The sequence below is a fragment of the Pantoea sp. MHSD4 genome (genome assembly GCF_021043305.1).
GTDB lineage: Bacteria > Pseudomonadota > Gammaproteobacteria > Enterobacterales > Enterobacteriaceae > Pantoea > Pantoea eucalypti.
In genome coordinates this window covers 1,369,118-1,392,144 of record NZ_JAJNDH010000001.1, presented here as the reverse complement: position 1 = coordinate 1,392,144, position 23,027 = coordinate 1,369,118, and the positions used below count along the sequence as shown (strand labels likewise).

The window sequence follows — 23,027 nt, the reverse complement described above, 5'->3', positions numbered from 1 at the left end:
TTAAACAGCAAACGCATCCGGCCTCACTCGAACATCGGAGGATAGAGGCCATTACGTCCCGGCAGTGAACCTGCCGCCGGGTTGAACAGTAACGAAAACAGTTGCGCAGTGAGATTGCCGCTGTGCTTGTGGGTCGCATGGACAAACCCATCACTACGATTACTCCACCAGTAGCTCATGTGCTGCTGAGGGTCAAAGCGTTCAGCCACTTCACGCCAGCTCAGCGTGCAGGGCAGATCCTGAAAGCCGAGCACATCCATAATTTCAGAAGGCTTTCTGGCGGGAACCAGCAGCGGCGGCAATGCCTGAATCTGCTGCTCTAACTGCTCACCATCCAGCGGGGTCTGAACAGCCTGTAGCAGCGTCGCGCCCAGATCCTGAAACCAGTCACCAGAGATGGTCAGTTGGGCCGGATGCCACTGCGCCAGTGAAAAGCTGTGCAGTGCCAGAAGCGGCCAGGCGCGTCCAACACGGTCACAGGAGGGCAGTAAACAGCCCATCTGTATCTGGGGTCGGGTCGCGGTCACCGGCAGGACAAAATTCCACACTGGCGCATGAAGGAAGTTCGCGCTACTGGACCACGCCTGCTGATGCCAGTGCATCAATCCCTGCTGGAACCAGTGATTCCAGGGGCTAATCTGTTGCTCGCTCAGCCGACGGTGCAAAAAGTCACCAGTCGATGGCAGTTTGCCATACCAGCCGGGGGCGATGTAAGCAGCCATATTCACCTCACCGTTACTCGCTTTTCGAGTGTGATGGCGGGGCCTGGTGCAGCGGCGTAACCGCCAGCATGTCACCTTTCTGGCCCGCAATGTTCAGATTCTCCGCCAGCTTACGCATCATTAATGCATTATCCCGTGCATAAGGCGATGACTGAATCTGTTGGTCCAGCAACTGGCTCAGGTGCCAGTCGAGCTGCTGCAGATCGCGGGCGCTTACTGTGTCGGGCAGTGAACGCTGTAAATTTTGCAGCAGCCAGGCCCGCAAAAATTCGCCATCGTAGTTTCGCGGCTGATAAAGCATCTGATAGGCGCGCAGCGCATTGCGGCTGTAAGCGTTATCATCACCGGGATCGTTACGCAGAATGTTAGTGATCTGCTGTGCTACCCGCGGCAGCAATAAAGACTTAAGCGCATTTTGATAAAGCACCCAGGCGGCATCGCTAACCTGACTACCGCGATATAAACCCGCCCGCATGGTAAGCGGTGGATTATCGAGAGAAAAACGTTCTGAGAGCGGTAGCTTTACCAGGTTGTTCAGAAAGGGTAGCAGATCAAAAATATTATCAGCAGGCTGATGAATCACCTGCTGACTCTGCTCGCGTATCGCCGGTACCCGCGCGGCAACCTGTTGCAGATAATGTTGATTCTGATAGTAGCTGAGGCTCCAAAGGCTGGAGGCGATCAGAAGTGCACCGGCCAGTACGCCATAGCCAATCCAGTGGAACAGCTGATTACGGTACTCCCAGCGACGATTACTGCCCGCCAGACCGCTTTCTTTGAAAATCAGATCGCTGAGCAGGTCACGAATAAAGAAGCTCTGGCCTTTGTTGCCCGGAATCGGACTGTTGCGGTTAACACTGTCCCAGGCCGCAATGGAGTGGTCGCCCGCCTGACGTAACTGCAGTTTGCGGCTCAGTTCTCCCATCACCCGGTCAAACGGCAGGCCTTCCTGCGTGCCACTGGTGAAAAACAGGCCACGCGGGCTCCAGGCGACCGCATCCTGATGCTCAGAAAAAACGATATCCAGATATTCGTTCAGGAGTGGACGCAGTGAGGCAAACTCCTGCGGGAAAAGGAAGCACTCTGCACGCGCGTTCAGATCGCGCTCCTGGGTCATCTGTCCTGACAGATGCTGCTGGAGATTCTCTTCCAGCCGCTGGAACTGCTCGCCAAAATTGCGGTGCCAGTCATCTTTGTGCGGCTTACCCGAATCCCAGTTAAAGGTGAAGCCCCAGATAGCGTCACGCCGCGCTTTATCCATAGAGCCAAAGTAGCTCATAAAACCTTTCAGCAGGTCGGTTTTAGTGACCATCACATAGACCGGGAAGTGAATGCCGGTCTGCTGATGCAGTTCCGCCATCCGCTCGCGCAGCGCGCTGGCCTGGGCGAAACGCGCCTCGGCGGAATCACTCAGCAGATCGGCAACGCTGATGGTCATGATGACACCGTTGATCGGCTGACGGGTGCGATAGCGTTTCAGCAGATTGATAAAGCTGTGCCACTCCGCAGCATCGCGCACGCGCTGGCTTTCCTGCAACGCATACCGTCCGGCGGTATCGATCAGCACTGCACTGTCAGTAAACCACCAGTCGCAGTTGCGGGTGCCGCCAACGCCACGAATCGCCTGCTGGCCCAGGGTGTCAGTGAGTGGAAACTCAAGACCGGCATTAAACAGCGCGGTGGTTTTACCGGCACCGGGCGCGCCCATCACCAGATACCAGGGGAGCTGGTAGAGATAATTGGCGTTAAAGCGAGACAGTAAACTGCCGCTGTGACGGCGTCCAAACTGCGTGCGTTTCAGCTGCAACGCGGCTTCGCTGAAGCGCTGGTTGAGCCGCTCATCTGTCATCTGACGCTCGGCAGGATCGTCGTTATCCGACAGCTGAAGTTGGGTCAGTAAGCGACTGTTAAACCAGGCACGATAAAGCGACGGAATGAGTTGAAACAGGATCCAGAGAAAATAGAGCGCACCTACGGTGAGCTGGCGGGGCAGAACCGGTTCCAGGGGGCGTGACTGGCCCCATGACCAGAACGGGCCGAGCATCCAGACCAGGCAGCTCAGCGCCGTAACGCCAATAAAACTCCACAGCAGGCGATGTGTTAACAGCAGGCGAAGTGAGGCGCGCATTATTGTGCTCCTTGATGATTACTGAGCGTTTCAGGCGCGGCAAACAGGGTAATTTCAACGCGACGGTTGCGGGTCCGGTTTTCGCTGCTGTCATTAGGCAGCAGCGGATCGCTATCGCCACGGCCTTCAGAGCGAACGGTATGACCGTCGTTCAGCTGAACCTGTAACAGCTGAGTGATCGTGCGGGCGCGGGCAAAGGAAAACTCATAGCTGGAGGCAAAGCGGCTGTTATCCACCGGATGATCGTCGGTAAACACCGAGACCAGGATGGTCCCTTTGACATCTTTCATCGCGTTTGAGACGCGGGCCAGCAGCGCCCGGCCCACCGGATTGATCACCGTACCTTGCTCAGCAAACAGTTTGTCCGCCGGAATAATCACTTTGCTGCCAAAGGCGCCGTCACTGACTTCAAGCTGTCCGGCCGCAATCACATCATTCAGGCGCTGACGGAGGTCCAGCAATGCCTGTGGCGAAGAGGGTCGGCGGCCCGCGGTAATTTGCGGCAGGGGGGTCTGATAGATGGCGCGCAGCAGGGGTTCGGCGGCATTGCCAAGCCGCCAGTTTAGTCCACTGTAGATCAGGCAGCCAATCAGCGCGACCAGCATGGCACAGGCCCAGAGCGGTACCATGGGACGGGCAAGAGTGCTCACCAGCGGATGAACTTCTACCAGTGGCGGTTGCGGCATCTGGCGCTGAGCGCGCGTTTCATCAATCAGGCTTTTCAGGCGATTACGGATGCCGTCGCACTGGTTGCGACCATTTTCGCTGCCGCGATAGCGGCCCTCATAGCCCAGTAGCAGGCAGTACTGCACGACTTCCAGCAGCCAGAGATGCTGCTGCGGGCTCTGTGAAATGCGTGACAGTAGCTGAAAGAATTTTTCACCGCCCCAGCTTTCATTGTGGAAGGTGACCAGCATGCCGTTGCCAGACCAGACCCCGCGCGTGCCCCATGGGGTCTGCGCCGCGGCTTCATCCAGCGCAGTGCAGATGCAGTAACGCGCGCCGATAATCATCTCAAAAGGCAGCCCTGCCTGTTTACAGCGTTGTTCAAACTGGCGGATTTCATCGATCAGAGACTGGCGCAGACCCGCAGGGTCGTCATGTGTGGCTGCCTGACGAATTTGTACTACCGCGTTCAGTAGTGGCGCCGCAGCCTGAAGTAATAGATTCTCATTGCCTGAGGGGGGCGCCTCACGCGCAGGGGATTCCACAGTCATTAATTAGTGATCTTCCAGCCAATGGCTAATCCCTGTACCCACAGCCCGGGACGGTGCTGCAGGCAATATGCGCCGGATTTCATATTCAGTCTAAGATCCAGGTCGCGGTATCGTTAGTCCGACAGGCTTTGCTGTCACCGCCAACGGCTACGCAGACCTGCTTGGTTTTGCGGGGACGGGGACGGTCGCTCTGCACGGTCGCATCATAACGATCGCTCGCGACGCCTGCTTTTAGCGGCACATAGCCGATCAGTGGACCGTCAGCCTGGTCGGCAATGGCCAGCCAGCTGTGTTCCACATTACCCAATACTTCAAAGGGTTTACCCGTTTCGAGATAACGAACGACTTTGCCGCCGTAGTCAGGCGAGGTCATCACTGATGCACCATAGAGCGCGCGCCAGGTCTGGTTAACGGGTTCAAATTCAGTCGGTGCCGCGACAGCGTGTCGATGGACCAGTTTGACGCCGTTAATTTCGCTGGTGACCAGCGTATCGTCAGTGACGGGCGGCGGCGGGGCCTTACAGCCTGCCAGGGTAAGGACCGCCAGCAGTGTTAACGCAAGACTCTTTTTCACCATGTTCCTCGTGATCTCATCAAAGTAACTGCATGTTGCCGGACCCGATGTCATGAGGCGCTGTTTGTCGCGCCGCATCGTGCCAAAATTCTGTGTTCCAAAAAAAGGTCAGTTTACATCGGGATAGTAACGCTTTTAGTCTACCTAAGACTTTTGAGAATTCAAACCATTGCACCCACTGCCGATGCGTGATAGTGGGCACTTTACGTGCGGGTTTTGAAGCCAGAAAAGCGCCAGCAGATATGATAGTTAAAGTTAACTGAATTATCGCGGCAACAAACTGCCTGAGAACAGTGCCGCGCATTCTGACATGCAATTAATCCGATTGGAAACTATTAAGTTTTACTAATAACTTGTTGTCGAAAAATTTTATCGATTTGCGTTAAGAATATTATCAAAATCAGAATTTACGCCCTGTTCTGGTCCGCGTTTTTACCGAAAGCGGCACGCCTTTTGCTTCTCAAAGCTTTTAACCGCACAGAGGTGAGCAATGGGTAATGCCATGACATGGCTGCAGGCATCGCGTGATAGCGATATTGCCAGTCTGCAACGGTTGCTTGAGACAGGTGAGTTGATAACCGCTATCAGTGAACTGGTTCATCGACTGCAGCGGGAACGTGGCGCAAACAACCTCTGGATCTGCTCAAATGGCGCGCTCTTCAGCGCCGAACGTCACGCCCGTCAGCAGGAGGTCAGTGCCAGCCTGCAGCATTTTTACCGGGCGCTACCGCCCGCCGTTGCGCAGCCTGGCTTTAGCCGCTTTTGCAATCTGATTGCTTCGGCCCTGCAGGCGCTGGACGGATTACCCGCGCTGCGTGAGCAGATCAGCCAGCGAGAGCATGATCAGGCTGCAGCGATGTCCGCGTTTAATCAGGTTATTCGCACCTTACTTAATCTGGTCTTTGAAGCCGCCGACACGGCAAGCTATCCCGCGATTTCCCGTGCGCTTATCGCGCTGTTCAGTTTTATGCAGGGCAAAGAGCTGGCCGGGCAGGAACGGGCAATCGGAGCTGCGGGCTTTGCGGCGCGTCATTTCACACCCGATCAGCGTAGCCAGCTGGTGGCCCTGATTGCGGCCCAGGAGCAGAGTTTTGCCACTTTCCAGGAATTTGCTGACAGCGGGACCTGCGAACGCTGGCAGCCGCTGTCTCAGGCCAGCCGGGACATTGAACGTCTGCGGCGCATCGCCTGTACCGGAGGGCCCTGTGATGAGACCGGCGCACTCCACTGGTTTTCTCTGCTCTCCAGGCGGCTCGATCAGATGAAAACCCTTGAGGATGCCCTGACAGCTACGCTGATGCAGCGCTGTCGTGAAGCGATTGATCAGGCGCACCAACAGCCGATGTTCACGATGGTACAGGGCGACAGCAACTTTTCGCTTTATGTCTCCGGCGCTGACTGGCTGCATGGTGCAGCTGCGCTCAACAGTGACGGCCTTGCCCCGCAACTCGGGCGCTCGGTGCTGTCGCTGATTGGAGAACAGTCGCAGCGTTTGCAGCAGCAGACGAATGAGCTGGCGTCAATGCGTGCCTCACTCGACGAACGTCGGGTGATCGATCAGGCCAAGCACTGGCTGATGCAGCAGCAGGGTTTCACCGAAGAGGCGGCCTGGCAGGCGCTGCGCAAAAGTGCGATGAATCAGAATAAGCGGGTACTGGAGATCGCGCAGGCGGTGCTGGCGGTGGCGAAGACTCTGAACACCTAACCCGGATGAGGTAGCTGCACAGCGTTTGTGCGTGATCTGCGTCAGAAACGTGCAAAAACGGTTAATTTATCACCAGCCTCTTCCCGCAGATCGGCATTCACGCGGCTTCGGCGATCTGGCACACCCTTTGCTTTAACCTTACAGAGAGTACGCATTGCTCCCGCCAATGGCGGTGGGGTCAGTGCTTTGGATAAAGGCGTCCATCCGCAGGCTTCGGCTTGTCGGAGGACGCCTTTTTTTATTTCTGTTCAGGGGCAACATGATGAGCAAAACGCCTTTTTCACTGACACGACGTCAGGCGCTGATCTCCGGTGCTGCACTGGGTGCGGCCTGGATCGTTCCGGGATTACGAAATTCAGTCTGGGCGGCAGGTTCCGATGCGCCAGAAAAGCCGCAGGTACGGGTGGGCTTTATTCCGCTTACCGACTGTGCGCCCGTGGTCATGGCGTCGGTCAAAGGCTTCGACAAGAAGTATGGCCTGACGCTGGCGGTCAGCAAAGAGGCGAGCTGGGCGGCGGTGCGCGACAAGCTGACCTCCGGTGAACTGGATGCGGCGCATGTGCTCTACGGCATGATCTACGCACTGCAGCTGGGTGTGGCGGGACCGCAGCACGACATGGCGAACCTGATGACGCTCAATCACAACGGCCAGGCGATCACCCTCTCGAACCAGCTGAAAGCCAGTGGCGTCACCGATGCGGTCAGCCTGAAAAAAGCCGTGGATGGCAGTCCCAAAGGCAGCCTGACTTTCGCGCATACCTTTCCCACCAGCACGCACGCTATGTGGCTCTACTACTGGCTGGCTAATGCCGGCATTCATCCGTTTAACGATGTGCGCACCGTGGTCGTGCCGCCGCCGCAGATGGTGATGAACATGAAGATTGGCAACATGAGCGGCTTCTGCGTCGGTGAGCCGTGGAACCAGCGTGCCATCAGCGACAACATCGGTTTCACCGCTGCCACCAGCCAGCAGATCTGGCCGGAGCATCCGGAAAAAGTGCTCGGCACCCGCGCGCAGTGGGTGAAAGAGAATCCTAATACGGCCCGCGCGCTGACCGCCGCGGTGCTGGAGGCGGCGCGCTGGATTGACGCCTCAGACGATAACCGCCGTGAAACCGCGCAGGTGTTAGCCGGGCGGGCCTGGATCAACACCAACGTGGAGACGCTACAGGGGCGAATGCTCGGCCAGTATCAGAACGGGTTGGGGCAGTCCTGGCAGGACGCGCACCCGATGCGCTTCTTCGACAACGGCAACGTCAGTTTTCCGTGGCTCTCCGACGGCATGTGGTTCCTGACGCAGATGAAACGCTGGGGCCTGCTCGCCAGCGATCCCGACTACCTTACCGTGGCCCGCCAGATCAACCGTATCGACATCTACAAACAGGCGGCCAGCGCAGTCGGGCAGATTGCACTGCCCGCCAGTGAGATGCGCAGCAGCACCCTGATCGACGGCAAAGTCTGGGATGGCAGCAATCCTGCCGCCTACGCCGCCAGTTTCGCTATCAAACGTTAAGAGAGGTTGTTATGAGAACTGACGCGCGCGCGCTGGCTCAGCCGGAGCAAACCCCCGACAGTGCCACCGTAATTCCGTTACAGGTCACCCCGAAAGCCGCCGTTCGTCCGGCACGTCTGCGTCCGTTTTTGCAGCGCTGCATTCCGGCTGCGGGCGGCCTGCTGCTGATGTTGCTGGTGTGGCAGATCGCCGCCTTGTTTGAACCCTCGTTTCCTTCGCCTTACGCGACCTGGCAGGCTGCACAGGTTCTGTTCGCTGACCCGTTCTACAGCAATGGCCCCAACGATCAGGGCATCGGCTGGAATGTAATGGCCTCGCTGCAGCGCGTCGCCATCGGCTTCGGCCTCGCCGCGCTGGTGGGCATTCCGGCCGGTTTTCTGCTGGGACGCTTTACCTTTATGGCGCGGATGTTCAATCCGATTATCGCTCTGCTGCGCCCGGTCAGCCCGCTGGCCTGGCTGCCGATTGGACTGCTGCTGTTTCAGCGCGCCGAGCCGGCCGCCAGCTGGACCATTTTCATCTGTTCAATCTGGCCAATGATCATCAACACCGCCGAAGGGGTGCAGCGCATTCCGCAGGATTACCTCAACGTCGCGCGGGTGTTACAGCTCTCTGAATGGACGGTGATGCGCCGGATTCTGCTGCCCGCCGTGCTGCCTGCGGTGCTCACCGGCGTACGTCTCTCTATCGGCATCGCATGGCTGGTGATCGTCGCCGCCGAAATGCTGACCGGTGGTCTGGGCATCGGTTTCTGGATCTGGAACGAGTGGAACAACCTCAACGTGGCAAACATTCTGATCGCCATTCTGATTATCGGCGTGGTCGGGCTCCTGCTGGAGCAGGGTCTGATGCTGCTGGTGCGTCGTTTCAGCTGGGAAAAATAAGGAGAACATCATGCAGCAACACATTATTCGCGTTCAGCAGGTGAGCCAGCGTTTCAATACCGCCAGCGGCGAGTTCCTGGCCCTGGACAACGTCAGTTTTGATATCCGCGAAGGCGAAACCCTGAGCCTTATTGGCCATTCGGGCTGCGGCAAATCGACCCTGCTGAACCTGATTGCCGGATTAACCCGTCCCAGCAGCGGCGTACTGCTGTGTGATAACCGCGAAATCACCGGACCGGGTCCGGAGCGTGCGGTGGTGTTTCAGAACCATTCGCTGCTGCCGTGGCTGACGGCATTTCAGAACGTTGAACTGGCGGTGCAACAGGTGTTTAAAGGGCGCTTCAACAAAGCGGAGATGCGCGACTGGATCGAACACAACCTCAATCGGGTACAGATGAGCCACGCCATGCACAAGCGGCCTGGCGAAATCTCGGGTGGCATGAAGCAGCGCGTTGGCATTGCGCGTGCCCTGGCGATGAAGCCGCGCGTGCTGCTGCTGGATGAGCCGTTTGGCGCGCTGGATGCGTTAACCCGCGCCCACCTGCAGGACAGCGTGATGCGTATCCAGCAGGAGCTGAATACCACTATCGTGCTAATCACCCATGACGTGGATGAAGCGGTGCTGCTCTCCGACCGGGTACTGATGATGACTAACGGCCCGGCAGCACAGGTCGGCGAAATCCTGACTGTTGATCTGCCGCGTCCGCGCTCGCGGGTCGCGCTGGCGGATGAGCCGCGCTACCACCAGCTGCGCCAGAAAGTGCTGCATTTTCTTTATGAAAAACAGACCACGGCGGCATAAGGAGCAGACCATGAGGCAACGGTTGCTGGTGATAGGTAATGGCATGGCGGGGATGCAGATGGTGGAGAGCCTGCTGCAACGTGCGCCGCAGCGTTACGCCATCACGGTCATTGGCCGCGAGCCGCACGGCAACTACAACCGCGTGCTGTTGTCGCCGGTGCTGGCCGGTGAAAAATCCTTCAGTGACACCCTGATCCACGATCAGGCGTGGTATCAGCGGCACGGCGTCACGCTCCTGAACGGTGAAACCGTCCTGCAGGTCGATCTTGCCGCGCGTACTGTGCAGACCGATCGGCGCCAGCTCAGCTGGGATCAACTGGTGTTTGCCACCGGTTCGCAGCCTCGTCTGCCCGCGATTCCTGGCATCGATGCGGATTGCGTCCGGGTTTTTCGCAGCATTGCTGACGTCCGGCAACTGCTGGCAGGTCAGGGACCGGTGGTGGTGTTGGGCGGCGGCTTTCTGGGTATTGAAGCGGCAGCAGCACTCCGCGCCCGTGGCCGTGATGTCACGCTGGTCCACCACAAACCCTGGCTGCTGGATCGCCAGCTGGATGCAAAAGCGGGCGAGCTCTTGCTGACGGCATTAGCGCAGCGCGGCATCCGCTGTGAACTCAACAGCGGACTTGTGGCGATTGACGAGACGGGCGTGACGCTGACCAGCGGCCACCACGTTGCCGCCACACAGGTGGTCATCGCCATCGGCGTTCAGCCCGGGATAACGCTGGCGCAGGCGGCGGGTCTGCCGTGTCAGCGCGGCATTCTGGTGGATGGTCAGCTGCGCAGTGCCATTCCTGGAGTTTACGCGGTGGGTGAGTGCTGTGAAATCGCGGGCGAAACCTTTGGTCTGGTCGCACCCTGCCTGGCGCAGGCACAGATTCTGGCGGCGCAACTGGCCGGATCGCCGCTGGCGGATTTTGTCAGCCAGCCGCTGGCGACACGCCTCAAAGTGAGTGGCATTTCACTGTTCAGCGCGGGCGACGTCAGTGAGGCGCCCTCTATCAGCAGTTTTGACCCGATCTCTGGCGACTATCGCCGTCTTTTTCTTCGTCATGGCCGCCTCTGTGGCGTGCTGCTTTCTGGCGACACCCGGCAAGGGCCTGCGCTGATGGAGCGTCTTCAGCACGCCGAACCTGTCACGTTCGCTGCCCTGTTCGATCACGATCAACCTGAACCGCAGCCACAGGCTGCAGAGAGTCCTGAAATGAGTAAACCGGTTTTAGCCGTGGTGGGTCACGGCATGGTCAGTCACCATTTTCTTGAGCAGCTGGTTGCCCGCGAAATGCATCAGCACTATCACATCGTGGTTTATGGCGAGGAGCGCCAGCAGGCTTACGATCGGGTGCATCTGTCGGACTATTTCAACGGCAAAACGGCCGACGACCTGTCGCTGGTCGACGGGGACTTCTTTGCCCGGCACGGTATCGAACTGCGGAGTGGCTATTCGGTTGTCGCGATCGACCGCCAGCAGCGCAGCCTGCGTGACAGCACGGGCAGTGAACTGGCCTGGGATAAGCTGGTGCTGGCGACTGGCTCACGCGCGTTTGTCCCCCCGGTGCCGGGCCACGACGGCGATCGCTGCTTTGTCTATCGCACGCTGGACGACCTTGATGCCATTGCCACCTGCGCCCGCCATAGCCAGCGCGGCATCGTGATTGGCGGCGGCCTGCTGGGTCTGGAGGCGGCGAATGCGCTGCGGCAGCTCGGGGTCGAAACGCACGTGGTGGAGTTTGCGCCGCGCCTGATGGCGGTGCAGCTTGATGAGGGCGGTGCGCTGATGCTGCGTCAGAAGATCGATGCGCTGGGCGTGACGGTTCACACCTCGAAACAGACCGAACTGATTGAGCGACAGCCTGACGGCAGCGTGGTGCTGCGCTTTGCCGACGGCAGCAGTTTACCCGGCGATCTGGTGCTGTTTTCCGCCGGTATCCGGCCGCGCGATGAGCTGGCGCGTGAGGCGGGTCTGACGCTGGGACCGCGCGGCGGCATTGAGATTAACGATCGCTGCCAGACCAGCGATGACGACGTGTTTGCCATCGGCGAATGCGCGCTGTGGAACGGTCAGATCTTTGGCCTGGTCGCGCCGGGTTATCAGATGGCGCGGGTGCTGGCCGGACATCTGGCGGCTGAACCCACCGCATTCAGCGGTGCAGACATGAGCACTAAGCTGAAACTACTGGGCGTGGAGGTCGCCTCGTTTGGTGACGCTCACGGCCGCACGCCGGGCAGCCAGCACTATCACTGGACCGACGGGCCAAAAGGCATCTACAAGAAAATCGTGGTCTCTGCGGAGGGCACCCGGCTGCTGGGCGGCGTGCTGGTGGGTGACAGTAGCGATTACGCCACGCTGTTGCAGATGATGCTTAATGACTTACCGCTGCCTGCCGCACCGGAAAGCCTGATTCTGCCTGCACTTGCCGGTGCGCCAAAAGCGCCAGGCGTCGCGGCGTTGCCGGACAGCGCCCAGGTCTGCTCCTGCCACAACGTCAGCAAGGGCGATATCTGCGCGGCGGTGAAAGGGGGCTGCGGTGAGATGAGCAGCATCAGGAGCTGCACCAAAGCGGCCACCGGCTGTGGCGGCTGTGCGGCGCTGGTGAAGCAGGTGATGGAGTTTCAGCTGGAAAATCTCGGCGTTGAGGTGAAAAAAGATGTCTGCGACCACTTCGGCTATTCACGCCAGGAGCTGTATCACCTGGTGCGGGCTGGCGAGTTTAAAACCTTCGATGCGCTGCTGGCATCGCACGGTCGGGGGAAAGGCTGCGAGATCTGCAAGCCGCTGGTGGCATCATTGCTCGCCTCCTGCTGGAATGACTATCTGCTGAAACCGGCACATCTGCCGCTGCAGGACACCAACGACCGCTACTTCGCCAACATCCAGAAAGATGGCACCTATTCCGTGGTGCCGCGCGTTCCGGCGGGTGAGATCACGCCGCAGGGGCTGATCGCCATTGGCGAGGTGGCGGCGCGTTACGACCTCTACACCAAAATCACCGGCGGTCAGCGTATCGACCTGTTTGGTGCGCGGCTCGACCAGTTGCCGGATATCTGGCAGACGCTGCTGGAAGCGGGTTTTGAAACCGGTCACGCCTACGGCAAATCGCTGCGAACGGTGAAGTCCTGTGTGGGATCGACCTGGTGTCGCTACGGCGTGCAGGATTCGACCGCCTTCGCCATTGCGCTGGAGAACCGCTACAAGGGGCTGCGCGCACCGCACAAGATCAAGATGGCGGTTTCGGGCTGTACCCGAGAGTGTGCAGAAGCGCAGAGCAAAGATATCGGAGTGATCGCCACTGAAAAGGGATGGAACCTCTACGTCTGCGGGAATGGCGGGATGAAGCCGCGCCATGCTGATCTGTTCGCCAGCGATCTCGACGACGCGACGCTGCTGCGCTATGTCGATCGCCTGCTGATGTTTTACATCCGTACCGCCGATCGGCTGCAGCGTACCAGTGTCTGGATGGACAATCTGGAAGGTGGTCTGGATTATCTGCGGCAGGTCATCATTGAGGATAGCCTTGGGCTGGGCGAGACGCTGGAGCAGGAGATGCAGCAGGTGGCAGACGCATACCAGTGCGAGTGGCAGACCACGCTGGCGGACCCGTCGCGCCGTGCGCTGTTTACGCCAACGGTTAACAGCGACCACGCTGATGAAACCCTGCACTACAGCCGGGTACGCGGACAGCGTCAGCCTGAATCCGTGGCCGCGCGTCCGCTGCTGCAACTGCCCGCTGAGCCCTGGAGTGCTATCTGTGCGCTGGAGGCGATTCCCCCAGAGGCGGGGATTGGCGCACGACTTGGCAGTGAGCGTGTCGCGCTGTTCCGTCTGGGTGACGCGCTGTTTGCGCTGGAAGATCGCGAACCTGGCAGCGACGCCAGCGTGCTGTCGCGCGGGATCCTGGGCGATGTCGGCGGTGAGCCGGTGGTGATCTCTCCGCTTTACAAGCAGCGGATACGATTGCGTGACGGCCAGAGTCTGGATAATCCGCAGCACCAGCTGCGCTGCTGGCCGGTGAAGCTCGAAGCGGGGCAGATCTGGCTGGCAAATCGTCCGCTCAATCAGCTGGCGCAGGCATCATGAACAGCACCTGTCCCTATTGCGGCGTCGGCTGTGGCGTCTGCGTCACGCCGCAGGGACCTCATCAGGCAACCGTGACTGGCGACCCGCAGCATCCGGCCAATGCGGGCCGGTTGTGCGTTAAGGGGGCGGCGCTGGGTGAGACGCTGACGTCGCAGGGACGTCTGCTGACCGCCGAAGTTAACGGCCAGCCGGTCAGCCTTGATGCGGCGCTGGATGCGGCGGCGGCGGGATTGCGTGCGGTGATCGATCAATATGGTCCGCAGGCAGTGGCATTTTATGGTTCTGGCCAGCTGCTGACGGAGGATTACTACGTCGCCAATAAGCTGATGAAAGGCTACATCGGTGTCGCCAACATCGACACCAATTCACGGCTCTGTATGGCATCGGCGGTGGTCGGCTATAAGCGGGCGCTGGGAGCCGATGCGGTGCCCTGCTGCTATGAGGATCTGGAGCAGACCGATCTGGTGTTGCTGGTTGGCTCCAATGCTGCCTGGGCGCATCCTGTGGTCTGGCAGCGGCTGATGCAGGCAAAGCAGCAACGACCTGCAATGCAAATTGTGGTGATTGATCCGCGCCGCACGGCAAGTTGTGACCAGGCCGATCTCCACCTGCCGCTCCGGCCCGGCAGTGATTCGGCGTTGTTCTCCGGTCTGCTGCACTGGCTGGCTCAGCACGATGGCCTTGATAGCAGCATGTTGCCTCACCTTAATGGCGTGAATGAAACGCTGGCCGCTGCTGCGCAGTGGGATGTGGTGCGGGTGGCTGATACCTGTGATTTAACGGAGCAGCAGGTCGCGCATTTTTTCCAGCTGTTCAGCCAGCATGAGCGTGTACTTACGCTGTGGTGTATGGGGATTAATCAGTCCGTCACCGGCAGCGACAATAACCAGGCGATTCTTAATCTGCATCTGCTGACGGGTAAAATAGGGCGCGTGGGCTGCGGACCTTTTTCGCTGACCGGACAGCCGAATGCGATGGGCGGACGTGAAGTGGGTGGTCTGGCAAATCAGCTGGCGGCGCACATGAGTTTTACGGCAGCAGAATGCGATCGGGTGCAGCGCTTCTGGCGCAGCCCGACGATTGCCCGCGAGCCGGGGCTGACCGCACTGGACCTTTTCAGGGCAATTGCGGCAGGCGAGGTGAAAGCGGTGTGGATTATGGGCACTAATCCGGCGGTGTCGATGCCGGAGGGGAATCGCGTAGCGCAGGCGCTGGCGGCCTGCCCGCTGGTGATTGTGTCGGATGTGATGGCGCAGACCGATACCAGCGCCTTTGCCGATATTCTGCTGCCGGCCCAGGGATGGGGTGAGAAGAACGGCACGGTGACAAATTCAGAACGGTGTATTTCGCGTCAGCGCGCTTTTGCCGCCGCGCCAGGTGATGCACGGCCTGACTGGTGGCTGCTGGCGCAGGTGGCGCAGCGGCTGGGCTTTGGTGAGGGCTTCAACTGGCAGCATCCGTCGGAGATTTTCCGCGAGCATGCCGCGCTGTCGGGCTTTGAAAATCATGGCCAGCGCGCGTTTGATATCAGCGGGCTGGCGCAGTTGAGTCAGGCTGAATGGGATGCACTGCGTCCGGTGCAGTGGCCGGTGAACTGTAATTTTCCACAGGGTTGCGCCCGACTATTTGGCGATCGCCGCTTTTTCCATCCGGACGGTAAAGCCCGTCTGCTTGTCCCGGCCACGCCTCTCCTGCCGCGGCGAGATTCTGCTTACCCGCTGCTGATGAATAGCGGTCGGGTGCGCGATCAGTGGCATACCATGACGCGTACCGGGCTGGTGCCGCGTCTGATGCAGCATTGCGATGAGCCCTTTGTGGCGCTGCATCCTGCTGACGCCGCGCAGTATGGCGTGACGGTGGGCGTTCTGGCGCGGGTGCAGTCTGCGCAGGGCTGGATCAGCGCCCGGGTGCGTATTGATGCGGGGATGCGGCGCGGCGAGTTGTTTGTGCCGATGCACTGGAACCGGCAGTTCAGTCAGCAGAGTCACGTCGATATGCTGATCGCCGGCCAGGCCTGTTCGTTTTCAGGGCAGCCTGCGCTGAAGCAGACGCCGGTACGGATTCGTCCTCTGGCGGTGACCTGGCAGGGCTGGTTCTGGCAGCGTGAGATTGCGCCGCTCGCGGGATTACGTTACTGGTCGCGCGCGCCTTATCCGGCAGTGCAGCGCTATGCCGTGGCGGGTGCGGGATCGCCGCAGGCGTGGCTGGCAGAGCAGATTGATCTGTCAGGCTGTGACGTGCAGGTCGCCACTGGCAGCGGCGCTGATTACCGGTTGCTGGCATGGCGCGACGGTGCATTGCAGCTGGCGTTTTATGCCGGTAGCGCCTTGCCGTCGCTGGATAGTGCGTTTGTTGCGGCGGCGTTTGCGGATGCGCCGCAGGATGCAGCCGGGCGGCACAGCGTGCTGGCGGGGCAGGCTATGCAGCGGCGTGCAGCGGGACGGATTATCTGTAGCTGTATGTCGGTGGGTGAGCAGACGATTTTGCAGGCGATGGCGCAGGGGTGTCGCACTACTCAGGCGTTAGGCGAGAAGCTAAAGTGCGGCACACAGTGCGGCTCCTGTATTCCGGAGCTGAAGCAGTTATTGCTGTCCGATGTGGTTGTGGAGGAATGATGACGCGAGCAATTGATTCTCTGGATAAGTTACTGGCTCCGGCCGGTGTGACAAAGCCGCAGGGTGTGGTGTGGCTGGTCGGTGCAGGCCCTGGTGATGTGGAGTTGCTGACGGTGAAAGCATTGCGATTACTGCAGCGGGCTGAGGTGGTTGTGTATGACCGGCTGGTGAGTGAAGCGGTGATGGCAGAGGTGCCGGAGAGTGCGTTATGCATTGATGTGGGTAAGCAGCCGGGGCAGCATGGGCTGAAGCAGGCGCAGATTAATCAGTTGCTGGTGGATCTGGCGCGTAGCGGGCGCAATGTGATCCGCCTGAAGGGAGGCGATCCGTTTATTTTTGGTCGGGGTGGCGAGGAGATGGTGAGCCTGCAGGAGGCCGGGATTCGCTGTGAGGTGGTGCCAGGGATTACCGCGGCGGTGGGCTGTGCGGCGGCCAGCGGCATTCCGTTGACGCACCGGGATTGTGCGCAGTCGTTGCGGTTGATTACCGGTCATGGCCGGAGTGGCGAGCCGCAGCTGGATGCGGCTGCGCTGTCGGCAGAGAATCAGACACTGGTGTTTTATATGGGGTTGAGCTGGAGTGCGTCGATCAGTGCGCAGTTGCAGGCGCAGGGACGGGATGCGGAGACGCCGGTGGCGATTATTGAGAAGGGAACCCGGCCGGATCAGCGGGTGCTGATTACCACATTGGGTGGGCTGGCGGAGACGGTCGCGCGGGATCAGCCGGTGTCGCCGTCGCTGCTGGTGGTGGGTGAGGTGGTGCGGTTTTATCGGGCGGATTTGCAGGTTCGGGGTGGGGGAGTTGGGGAGAGATGCGTTGCGGAGGAAAGGCCTGCCTGATCGCAAAGGGATCCTGCATCCCTGCGGATTGTTCGGGTGAGCAGGCTGGGAGGGTTTGATGAGCGGGTGAGCCGGTGCGTCGTGCAGGAAAGGCCTGCCTGATCGCAAAGGGATCCCGCATCCCTGCGGATTGGGCTCGCCTTCCCTGGCTCGCACACTTTGCTCTTCAGGCAGGCCTTACCTGCACTGTTGGCGATGGCGCGGGGTTTTGCTGGAGCAGGTCTGCGAGTATGCGGGATTTTTCGGGTGAGCAGGCTGGGAGGGTTTGGTGAGCCGGTGCGTCGTGCAGGAAAAGCCTGCCTGATCGCAAAGGAATCCCGCATCCATGCGGATTGGGCTCGCCCTTCCTGGCTCGCACACTTTGCTCTTCAGGCAGGCCTTACCTGCACTGTTGGCGATGGTGCGGCGTTTTGCTGGAGCAGGTCTGCGAGTATGCTGGATTGTTCGGGTGAGCAGGCTGGGAGGGTTTGGTGAGCCGGTGCGTCGTGCAGGAAAGGCCTGCCTGATCGCAAAGGGATCCCGCATCCCTGCGGATTGGGCTCGCCCTCCCTGGCTTGCACACTTTGCTTTTCAGGCAGGCCTTACCTGCACTGCTGGCGATGGTGCGGGGTTTTAGTGGCTGACTGAAATTTCCACGCTTTCCTGTGCCTCACATTTTCGTTTCTCACCGCTCTGGAATCACTCACTTTAGCGGGGTACGAATTTTAAATCACATCGCCCGCTTCAGCGGCAGTGGGGCCACCAGCACTTTTACGCCCAGAGCTTCAAACGCTTTGACCTGCGCGGGGCTGATGCCGCTGTCGGTGATCAGGTAGTGGATGTTGCTCCAGTCACAGGGGAGCGCGAACATGGATACCTTGTCGATTTTACTGGAGTCGGCCACCACATACACTGTGCTGGCGGATTTGATCATCGCCAGTTTTACTTTGATATCCGTTTCACTGGGGAAACTCAGGCCCAGACGCGGCGAGATGCAGGCGGTCGCCAGGAAGAGTTTTTCAGCCAGCACGTTTTCAAAAAAGCTGGCCGCTTTCTCGCCTGAGGTGGAGAGCGTCGGAAATTTAAAGGTGCCGCCGGTCAGCAGGATATTGATCCCCGGCTCGCCACCCAGTTTCAGGGCGATATTGACTGCCGTGGTCACCACTGACAGACGGCGGATGTGGCTGATGGCGTCAGTAATCGCGGTGGTCGTGGTACCGGAATCGAAAATCACCGTGTCGCCATTTTCGATATGCTGCGCCGCCAGCCGGCCAATTGCCTCTTTCTCTTCCAGATGGGTCTGCCGCTCCAGCAGCATCGCCCCGGTATTCTGCTTGCCCGTCATCAGCGTTGCGCCACCGTGGTAGCGCTGCACAAAGCCCTGTTTCTGCAGCATGCGCAGGTCGCTGCGTAATGTGGCTTCGGTCAGGCCAAAGGTCTCCGTCAGTGCTTTGACCGTGACCGTGCCATCCTCACGGATCATCTCCAGAATTTTCTCGCGGCGTTGCTGCATGTCAGCGAACTGCTCACTTTTGCTTTTCAATCGAAATGCTCCCTTTTCCAATAACCTGAGAGGTCGGGCAAACAAGGTCTCTGTGGCTGAGTTTAACGCGCCATTTTTATGAATGCGAGATAGCCAGATAGGCCATTGGTTTTCGAACGAAAATTAGCAATCCGCATGTTATTGAATCTCTCAGGCTTTCCCGATTGCAGCAGTGCGGCTTTATTTCGGGACTGGAAGCCAGATCACGTCTTTTCAATCAGATAAGCGGCTTTGAGAGGCAGATGGTCGAAATTTGATCTGCTCCACACATCATTTCTTTTCGATAGCATATATTTTTGTTCGAAAATGAATGAATCAACCGCATCAGCAAAAATCTGAGGGGAAGAGTGGGATGAGTGGCGAATATGACGTAAACCTGCGCTACGGCGTAGATACCGCAATGAATCTGGCTGACAAAGTGGCGGTGGTGACCGGTGGTCTGGGCGGTATCGCCATGGCGACGAATGGCATGTTGCTGGAGAAGGGTGCGCGTCTGGCTCTGCTCTATCCGCCGTTTGAAGCGGAGAAGGTTGCCAGTCTGCAGGCGGAGTTTGCGGCCGATCGGGTGCAGTTTGTCTGCTGTGATGTCACCGATCCCGCATCGGTGGAAGAGGCGTTTGACGCGGTCGTTTCACATTATGGCCGCATCGATATCCTGGTGAACTGCGCGGGCTACGTGATGCTGCAACCCGTGATTGAAACCGATTTTGCCGAGTGGCAGAAGCAGATCGCGGTGAATCTTACCGGGCCTTTTCTCTGCTCGCAGGCAGCTGCAAAGCTGATGATCCGTGCCGGTGCGGGCGGCAAAATTATTAATATCGCCTCTCAGGCGGCGTCCATCGCTATCGATAACCATGTCGCCTACACCTCCGCCAAAGCAGGTCTGCTGGGCATGACCAAAGTGATGGCCAAAGAGTTTGCGCCGCATCGCATCAACGTGAACACCCTGTCGCCCACCGTGGTGCTGACGCCTATGGGCGAGAAAGCCTGGCGCGGCGAAAAGGGCGAACAGATGAAAAAACTGATTCCGCTGGGCCGCTTTGCCTATACCGATGAAATTGCCGCCGCCGTTCTGTTCTTCGCCAGTAACGGCAGCGACATGATTACCGGTGCCGATTTAATGATCGATGGTGGATTCACTATCTGGTAATGCCAGCCCAACACCCGGGACTTCATACCCTGCCATAACGATAAGAGAGAACATCATGAAAAAACGTACCCTGCTTTGCACTGCCGTGGCTGCCTGTCTGGTTTCGCAGGCGGCGTTTGCCGCCGAAAAAGGCACCATTATGATTCTGGTTAACTCACTCGATAATCCCTACTACGCCTCCGAAGCCAAAGGCGCCAATCTCAAAGCGCAGGAACTGGGTTACAAGACCACGGTGCTGTCGCATGGCGAAGATGTGAAGAAGCAGAGCGAACTGATTGATGCCGCTATCGGTAAGAAAGTGCAGGGTATCGTACTGGATAACGCCGACTCCACCGCCAGCGTGGCGGCAATTAAAAAGGCCAAAGATGCCGGCATTCCGGTGGTTTTAATCAACCGTGAAATCCCGGTCGATGACGTGGCACTGGCGCAGATTACCCACAATAACTTCCAGGCAGGTTCCGATGTGGCCAACGTCTTTGTTGAGAAGATGGGCGAAAAGGGCAAATACGCCGAGCTGGCCTGCAACCTGGCCGACAATAACTGCGTCACCCGCTCAAAATCGTTTCATCAGGTACTGGATCAATATCCTGATATGCAGAGCGTAGCGCGTCAGGATGCGAAGGGCACGCTGATCGACGGTAAGCGCATTATGGACAGTATTCTGCAGGCGCATCCGGATGTAAAAGGGGTGATCTGCGGCAACGGGCCGGTTGCGCTGGGCGCGATCGCTGCGCTCAAGGCGGCCGGTCGCAACGATGTGATTGTGGTGGGCATTGATGGCAGTAACGATGAACGCGATGCAGTGAAAGCGGGCACGCTGAAAGCCACCGTGATGTTGCAGGCCCAGGCGATTGCCGCCGAAGGTGTCACCGATCTCGATAATTTCATTCAGAAGGGCGTGAAGCCGGAAAAACAGCGTGTGATGTTCCGCGGCATTCTGATTACCCCGGAAAATGCCAAAAACGTCCAGGACTTCAACTACAAGTCGTAACTAAACGCTGCCGCGCCTGCATTAGCGGGCGCCAGGGAGAAGAAGATGTCCCGAAGAGTCTGGCTGACGCTGGTGGTCTTACTGTTAAGCGGCTGCAAAATTGTGTCGCAGCAGGAGCTGGCTGACCTGAAAAATCCACCCAATCCAAAAATGGCTAACATCGACCAGCTGTGGCAGCAAAAACTGGTGCCGCAGGTCCAGGCAGAGGCGAAACCGCTGGCGACGCTGATGAAGTCGCTGCAGTCTGCCAAAGACTTTGACAGCGCCTGTCAGACTTATGGCTATCGCAGTCAGGCTGAGAATCCCTGTGTCTTTAGCGTCTCGGTTCGCGGTGAGGTGACCGCGGTAAACACAACGTCGCGCAGCGGAAAAATGACGGTGAAAGACGAATCAGGTGACAGTGTCACTATTCAGACCGGGCCGATTATTCGCGGGACCGCGTTGCGCGATGCCTATAAAGGTGCGAGCTATCAGGACTTTAATGACCAGGTGCTGTTTGGTGACTACGGTAAGGCGATCAACCAGCACGCTTCCACCCTGATGCAGCAGTTCGCGCCGAAAGTGGGCGATAAAGTGAGTGTTTCCGGTGTGTTCAGTAGCTGGGATATTCCGCAGCAGTTGCCGGATATCACCCCGGCTGCGATTACCCGGCAATAAGGAGCGGCAGATGCAAAACCCTCAACCGCAACCGTCCGGCGACGTGATTATCGAAACGCGCAATGTGTCGCGCCTCTATCCCGGTGTGACTGCGCTCGATCAGGTCAGCTATCGGGTTTACCGCAACAAAGTGAATGTCCTGATTGGTGAGAACGGGGCCGGTAAGTCCACCATGATGAAGATGCTGGCGGGAGTGGAAACACCGTCGTCGGGTGAGATTTTGCTGGATGGCAAAGTGGTTTCACTCAATTCCACACATCAGGCGGAAAAACAGGGTATCAGCATCATTTTTCAGGAGCTAAACCTGTTTCCGAACATGAACGTAATGGACAACATTTTTATCGCCAATGAGTTTTTCCAGCGCGGTGTAATCAATGAAAAGTATCAATACGCGCTGGCGAAGTCGCTGCTTGACCGGCTGCAACTGGATGTCGATCCCTACGCGCCGCTGGGCGAGCTGGGCATTGGTCATCAGCAGCTGGTAGAGATCGCCCGCGCGCTGTCGAAGGATACCCGGGTGTTGATCATGGATGAGCCGACCAGCGCCCTGAGCCAGTCGGAAGTCAAAGTGCTGTTCAGCGTCATCGACCAGCTGAAGCGGCGCGGCGTCACCATCATCTACATCTCTCACCGGCTGGAAGAGCTGATGGAGATTGGCGACCACATCACCATTTTCCGCGATGGCCGCTTCATCAGTGAGCGTGAGGTGCGCGACGCCAGCGTGCCCTGGATCATCGCTCAGATGGTGGGTGATAAGAAAAAACAGTTCGACTATCAGCCTGCGCCACAAGGGGAAACGGTGCTGGAGGTCGAGGGACTGACCGCGCTGCATCAGAACGGCGGCTACAAGCTGAATGAGGTCAGTTTTACCCTGCGCAAAGGTGAGGTGATTGGCATTTATGGACTGCTGGGGGCCGGACGTACTGAGTTGTTCAAGGGGCTGATTGGCCTGATGTCCTGTCAGTCGGGCCGGGTTCGGCTGGCCGGTAAAGATCTGGCGAAACGCAGTTTCCAGCAGCGGCTGAAAAGCGGCATCGCGCTGGTGCCTGAAGATCGCAAGGGCGAAGGGGTCATTGAACTGATGTCGGTGACGGCCAACATGACGCTTTCTGACTTCAGTCTGCGCGGTTTTCGCCGGGCGCTGGGGCTACTGAATCCGGGCCGGGAGCATCAGCGGGTGAATGAAATGATCGGCCATCTGGCGATCAAGGTCAGCGATCCTGATCTGCCGGTGACGGCGCTGAGCGGCGGTAATCAGCAGAAGGTGGTGCTGGGGAAAGCGCTGATGACCGGACCGCAGGTGGTGTTACTCGATGAGCCAACGCGCGGCATTGATGTGGGCGCTAAAACCGACGTCTATCACCTGATTGGCAACCTGGCGCAGCAGGGGCTGGCCGTGATGTTTTCATCGTCCGAACTGGATGAGGTCATGGCGCTGGCAGACCGCATTTTAGTGATGGCCGATGGCAGGATCACGGCCGATCTGCCGCGCGCAGCGGCGACGCGGGAACATCTGATCGCGGCATCAACCCCGCAGGATTAAGCGCCTTATTTTATTTGTCAGTCTGAAGCGGGGCAGTGCTCACCATCCTCACGTACTGCGTGTACGTTTCGGTTGTTATGCGCTGTCCCT

16 protein-coding genes are annotated in these 23,027 nt (G+C 58.7%); 11 read left to right on the top strand and 5 right to left on the bottom strand.

The genetic code is table 11. The features are described from left to right. Window positions 1-23: 23 nt before the first annotated feature. The 4 genes from tagF to LQK91_RS06435 all read right to left on the bottom strand — a co-directional run bounded on the left by tagF (window position 24) and on the right by LQK91_RS06435 (window position 4,644). Window positions 24-722, bottom strand: a complete 699-nt coding sequence (gene tagF, locus LQK91_RS06450) for a type VI secretion system-associated protein TagF (RefSeq protein ID WP_003853123.1) — start codon at window positions 720-722, stop codon at window positions 24-26. Window positions 723-735: 13 nt separating this feature from the next. After that, a complete protein-coding gene (tssM, locus tag LQK91_RS06445; RefSeq protein WP_105099250.1) occupies window positions 736-2,850 on the bottom strand; it encodes a type VI secretion system membrane subunit TssM in 2,115 nt (704 codons plus the stop codon). Further along, window positions 2,850-4,067: a type IVB secretion system protein IcmH/DotU gene (icmH, locus tag LQK91_RS06440; RefSeq protein WP_105099249.1), complete on the bottom strand. Its 1,218-nt coding sequence runs from the start codon at window positions 4,065-4,067 to the stop codon at window positions 2,850-2,852. The genes tssM and icmH overlap by 1 nt, the downstream gene beginning before the upstream one ends. Before the next feature lie 85 nt (window positions 4,068-4,152). After that, window positions 4,153-4,644: an SH3 domain-containing protein gene (locus LQK91_RS06435; protein WP_181162208.1), complete on the bottom strand. Its 492-nt coding sequence runs from the start codon at window positions 4,642-4,644 to the stop codon at window positions 4,153-4,155. A gap of 487 nt (window positions 4,645-5,131) precedes the next feature. On the opposite strand from LQK91_RS06435, the gene LQK91_RS06430 reads away from it, so the two are divergent. The 7 genes from LQK91_RS06430 to cobA all read left to right on the top strand — a co-directional run bounded on the left by LQK91_RS06430 (window position 5,132) and on the right by cobA (window position 17,074). Beyond that, on the top strand, window positions 5,132-6,346 hold the full coding sequence (locus LQK91_RS06430; protein WP_105099248.1) for a nitrate regulatory protein: 1,215 nt from the start codon (window positions 5,132-5,134) through the stop codon (window positions 6,344-6,346). 262 nt (window positions 6,347-6,608) lie between these two features. Then, the gene (locus LQK91_RS06425; protein WP_105099247.1) at window positions 6,609-7,859 is read left to right on the top strand and encodes a CmpA/NrtA family ABC transporter substrate-binding protein; all 1,251 of its coding nucleotides are present in this window, start codon (window positions 6,609-6,611) and stop codon (window positions 7,857-7,859) included. An 11-nt stretch (window positions 7,860-7,870) separates the two neighbouring features. Next, complete coding sequence (gene ntrB / locus LQK91_RS06420; protein WP_003853116.1) at window positions 7,871-8,743, top strand: nitrate ABC transporter permease; 873 nt, start codon at window positions 7,871-7,873, stop codon at window positions 8,741-8,743. Window positions 8,744-8,753: 10 nt separating this feature from the next. After that, window positions 8,754-9,545 carry an ABC transporter ATP-binding protein gene (locus tag LQK91_RS06415; protein ID WP_105099246.1) on the top strand — a complete coding sequence of 264 codons (792 nt, stop codon included), beginning with the start codon at window positions 8,754-8,756 and terminating at the stop codon, window positions 9,543-9,545. Window positions 9,546-9,555: 10 nt separating this feature from the next. Next, window positions 9,556-13,620, top strand: coding sequence for a nitrite reductase large subunit NirB (gene nirB / locus LQK91_RS06410; RefSeq protein WP_105099245.1), 4,065 nt, complete (start codon window positions 9,556-9,558; stop codon window positions 13,618-13,620). After that, complete coding sequence (locus LQK91_RS06405) at window positions 13,617-16,235, top strand: nitrate reductase (protein WP_105099244.1); 2,619 nt, start codon at window positions 13,617-13,619, stop codon at window positions 16,233-16,235. The genes nirB and LQK91_RS06405 overlap by 4 nt, the downstream gene beginning before the upstream one ends. Beyond that, window positions 16,235-17,074: a uroporphyrinogen-III C-methyltransferase gene (gene cobA / locus LQK91_RS06400; RefSeq protein WP_105099243.1), complete on the top strand. Its 840-nt coding sequence runs from the start codon at window positions 16,235-16,237 to the stop codon at window positions 17,072-17,074. Before LQK91_RS06405 ends, cobA begins: the two co-directional genes overlap by 1 nt. A 709-nt stretch (window positions 17,075-17,783) precedes the next feature. On the opposite strand, the gene LQK91_RS06395 is transcribed toward cobA, so the two are convergent. Further along, window positions 17,784-18,596, bottom strand: coding sequence for a DeoR/GlpR family DNA-binding transcription regulator (locus LQK91_RS06395; protein WP_039660387.1), 813 nt, complete (start codon window positions 18,594-18,596; stop codon window positions 17,784-17,786). 352 nt (window positions 18,597-18,948) lie between these two features. Here LQK91_RS06395 and LQK91_RS06390 point away from each other — a divergent pair, with 352 nt between their 5' ends. From LQK91_RS06390 to LQK91_RS06375, 4 genes are read left to right on the top strand one after another with little or no spacing between them, the layout of a single operon-like run. Beyond that, window positions 18,949-19,746 (top strand): GolD/DthD family dehydrogenase, encoded by a 798-nt coding sequence (locus LQK91_RS06390; protein ID WP_003848378.1) that lies wholly within the window; start codon window positions 18,949-18,951, stop codon window positions 19,744-19,746. Window positions 19,747-19,801: 55 nt separating this feature from the next. Further along, entirely contained in the window at window positions 19,802-20,737 is a 936-nt protein-coding gene (locus LQK91_RS06385; protein WP_003848377.1) for a D-ribose ABC transporter substrate-binding protein, read from the top strand. A 45-nt stretch (window positions 20,738-20,782) separates the two neighbouring features. Further along, on the top strand, window positions 20,783-21,394 hold the full coding sequence (locus LQK91_RS06380) for a DUF2291 family protein (protein ID WP_003848375.1): 612 nt from the start codon (window positions 20,783-20,785) through the stop codon (window positions 21,392-21,394). Between the two features lie 10 nt (window positions 21,395-21,404). Next, complete coding sequence (locus tag LQK91_RS06375) at window positions 21,405-22,937, top strand: sugar ABC transporter ATP-binding protein (RefSeq protein ID WP_003848372.1); 1,533 nt, start codon at window positions 21,405-21,407, stop codon at window positions 22,935-22,937. Window positions 22,938-23,027: the final 90 nt, after the last annotated feature.

What these genes read in the sequence shown, in the direction of transcription:
- ntrB (WP_003853116.1), top strand. Translation starts at nt 7,871, where the DNA reads ATGAGAACTGACGCGCGCGCGCTGGCTCAGCCGGAGCAAACCCCCGAC.
- LQK91_RS06430 (WP_105099248.1), top strand. Translation starts at nt 5,132, where the DNA reads ATGGGTAATGCCATGACATGGCTGCAGGCATCGCGTGATAGCGATATT.
- LQK91_RS06380 (WP_003848375.1), top strand. Translation starts at nt 20,783, where the DNA reads ATGTCCCGAAGAGTCTGGCTGACGCTGGTGGTCTTACTGTTAAGCGGC.
- tssM (WP_105099250.1), bottom strand. Translation starts at nt 2,850, where the DNA reads ATGCGCGCCTCACTTCGCCTGCTGTTAACACATCGCCTGCTGTGGAGT.
- tagF (WP_003853123.1), bottom strand. Translation starts at nt 722, where the DNA reads ATGGCTGCTTACATCGCCCCCGGCTGGTATGGCAAACTGCCATCGACT.
- LQK91_RS06390 (WP_003848378.1), top strand. Translation starts at nt 18,949, where the DNA reads ATGAGTGGCGAATATGACGTAAACCTGCGCTACGGCGTAGATACCGCA.
- nirB (WP_105099245.1), top strand. Translation starts at nt 9,556, where the DNA reads ATGAGGCAACGGTTGCTGGTGATAGGTAATGGCATGGCGGGGATGCAG.
- LQK91_RS06375 (WP_003848372.1), top strand. Translation starts at nt 21,405, where the DNA reads ATGCAAAACCCTCAACCGCAACCGTCCGGCGACGTGATTATCGAAACG.
- LQK91_RS06405 (WP_105099244.1), top strand. Translation starts at nt 13,617, where the DNA reads ATGAACAGCACCTGTCCCTATTGCGGCGTCGGCTGTGGCGTCTGCGTC.
- LQK91_RS06435 (WP_181162208.1), bottom strand. Translation starts at nt 4,644, where the DNA reads ATGGTGAAAAAGAGTCTTGCGTTAACACTGCTGGCGGTCCTTACCCTG.
- LQK91_RS06425 (WP_105099247.1), top strand. Translation starts at nt 6,609, where the DNA reads ATGAGCAAAACGCCTTTTTCACTGACACGACGTCAGGCGCTGATCTCC.
- cobA (WP_105099243.1), top strand. Translation starts at nt 16,235, where the DNA reads ATGACGCGAGCAATTGATTCTCTGGATAAGTTACTGGCTCCGGCCGGT.
- LQK91_RS06385 (WP_003848377.1), top strand. Translation starts at nt 19,802, where the DNA reads ATGAAAAAACGTACCCTGCTTTGCACTGCCGTGGCTGCCTGTCTGGTT.
- LQK91_RS06415 (WP_105099246.1), top strand. Translation starts at nt 8,754, where the DNA reads ATGCAGCAACACATTATTCGCGTTCAGCAGGTGAGCCAGCGTTTCAAT.
- icmH (WP_105099249.1), bottom strand. Translation starts at nt 4,067, where the DNA reads ATGACTGTGGAATCCCCTGCGCGTGAGGCGCCCCCCTCAGGCAATGAG.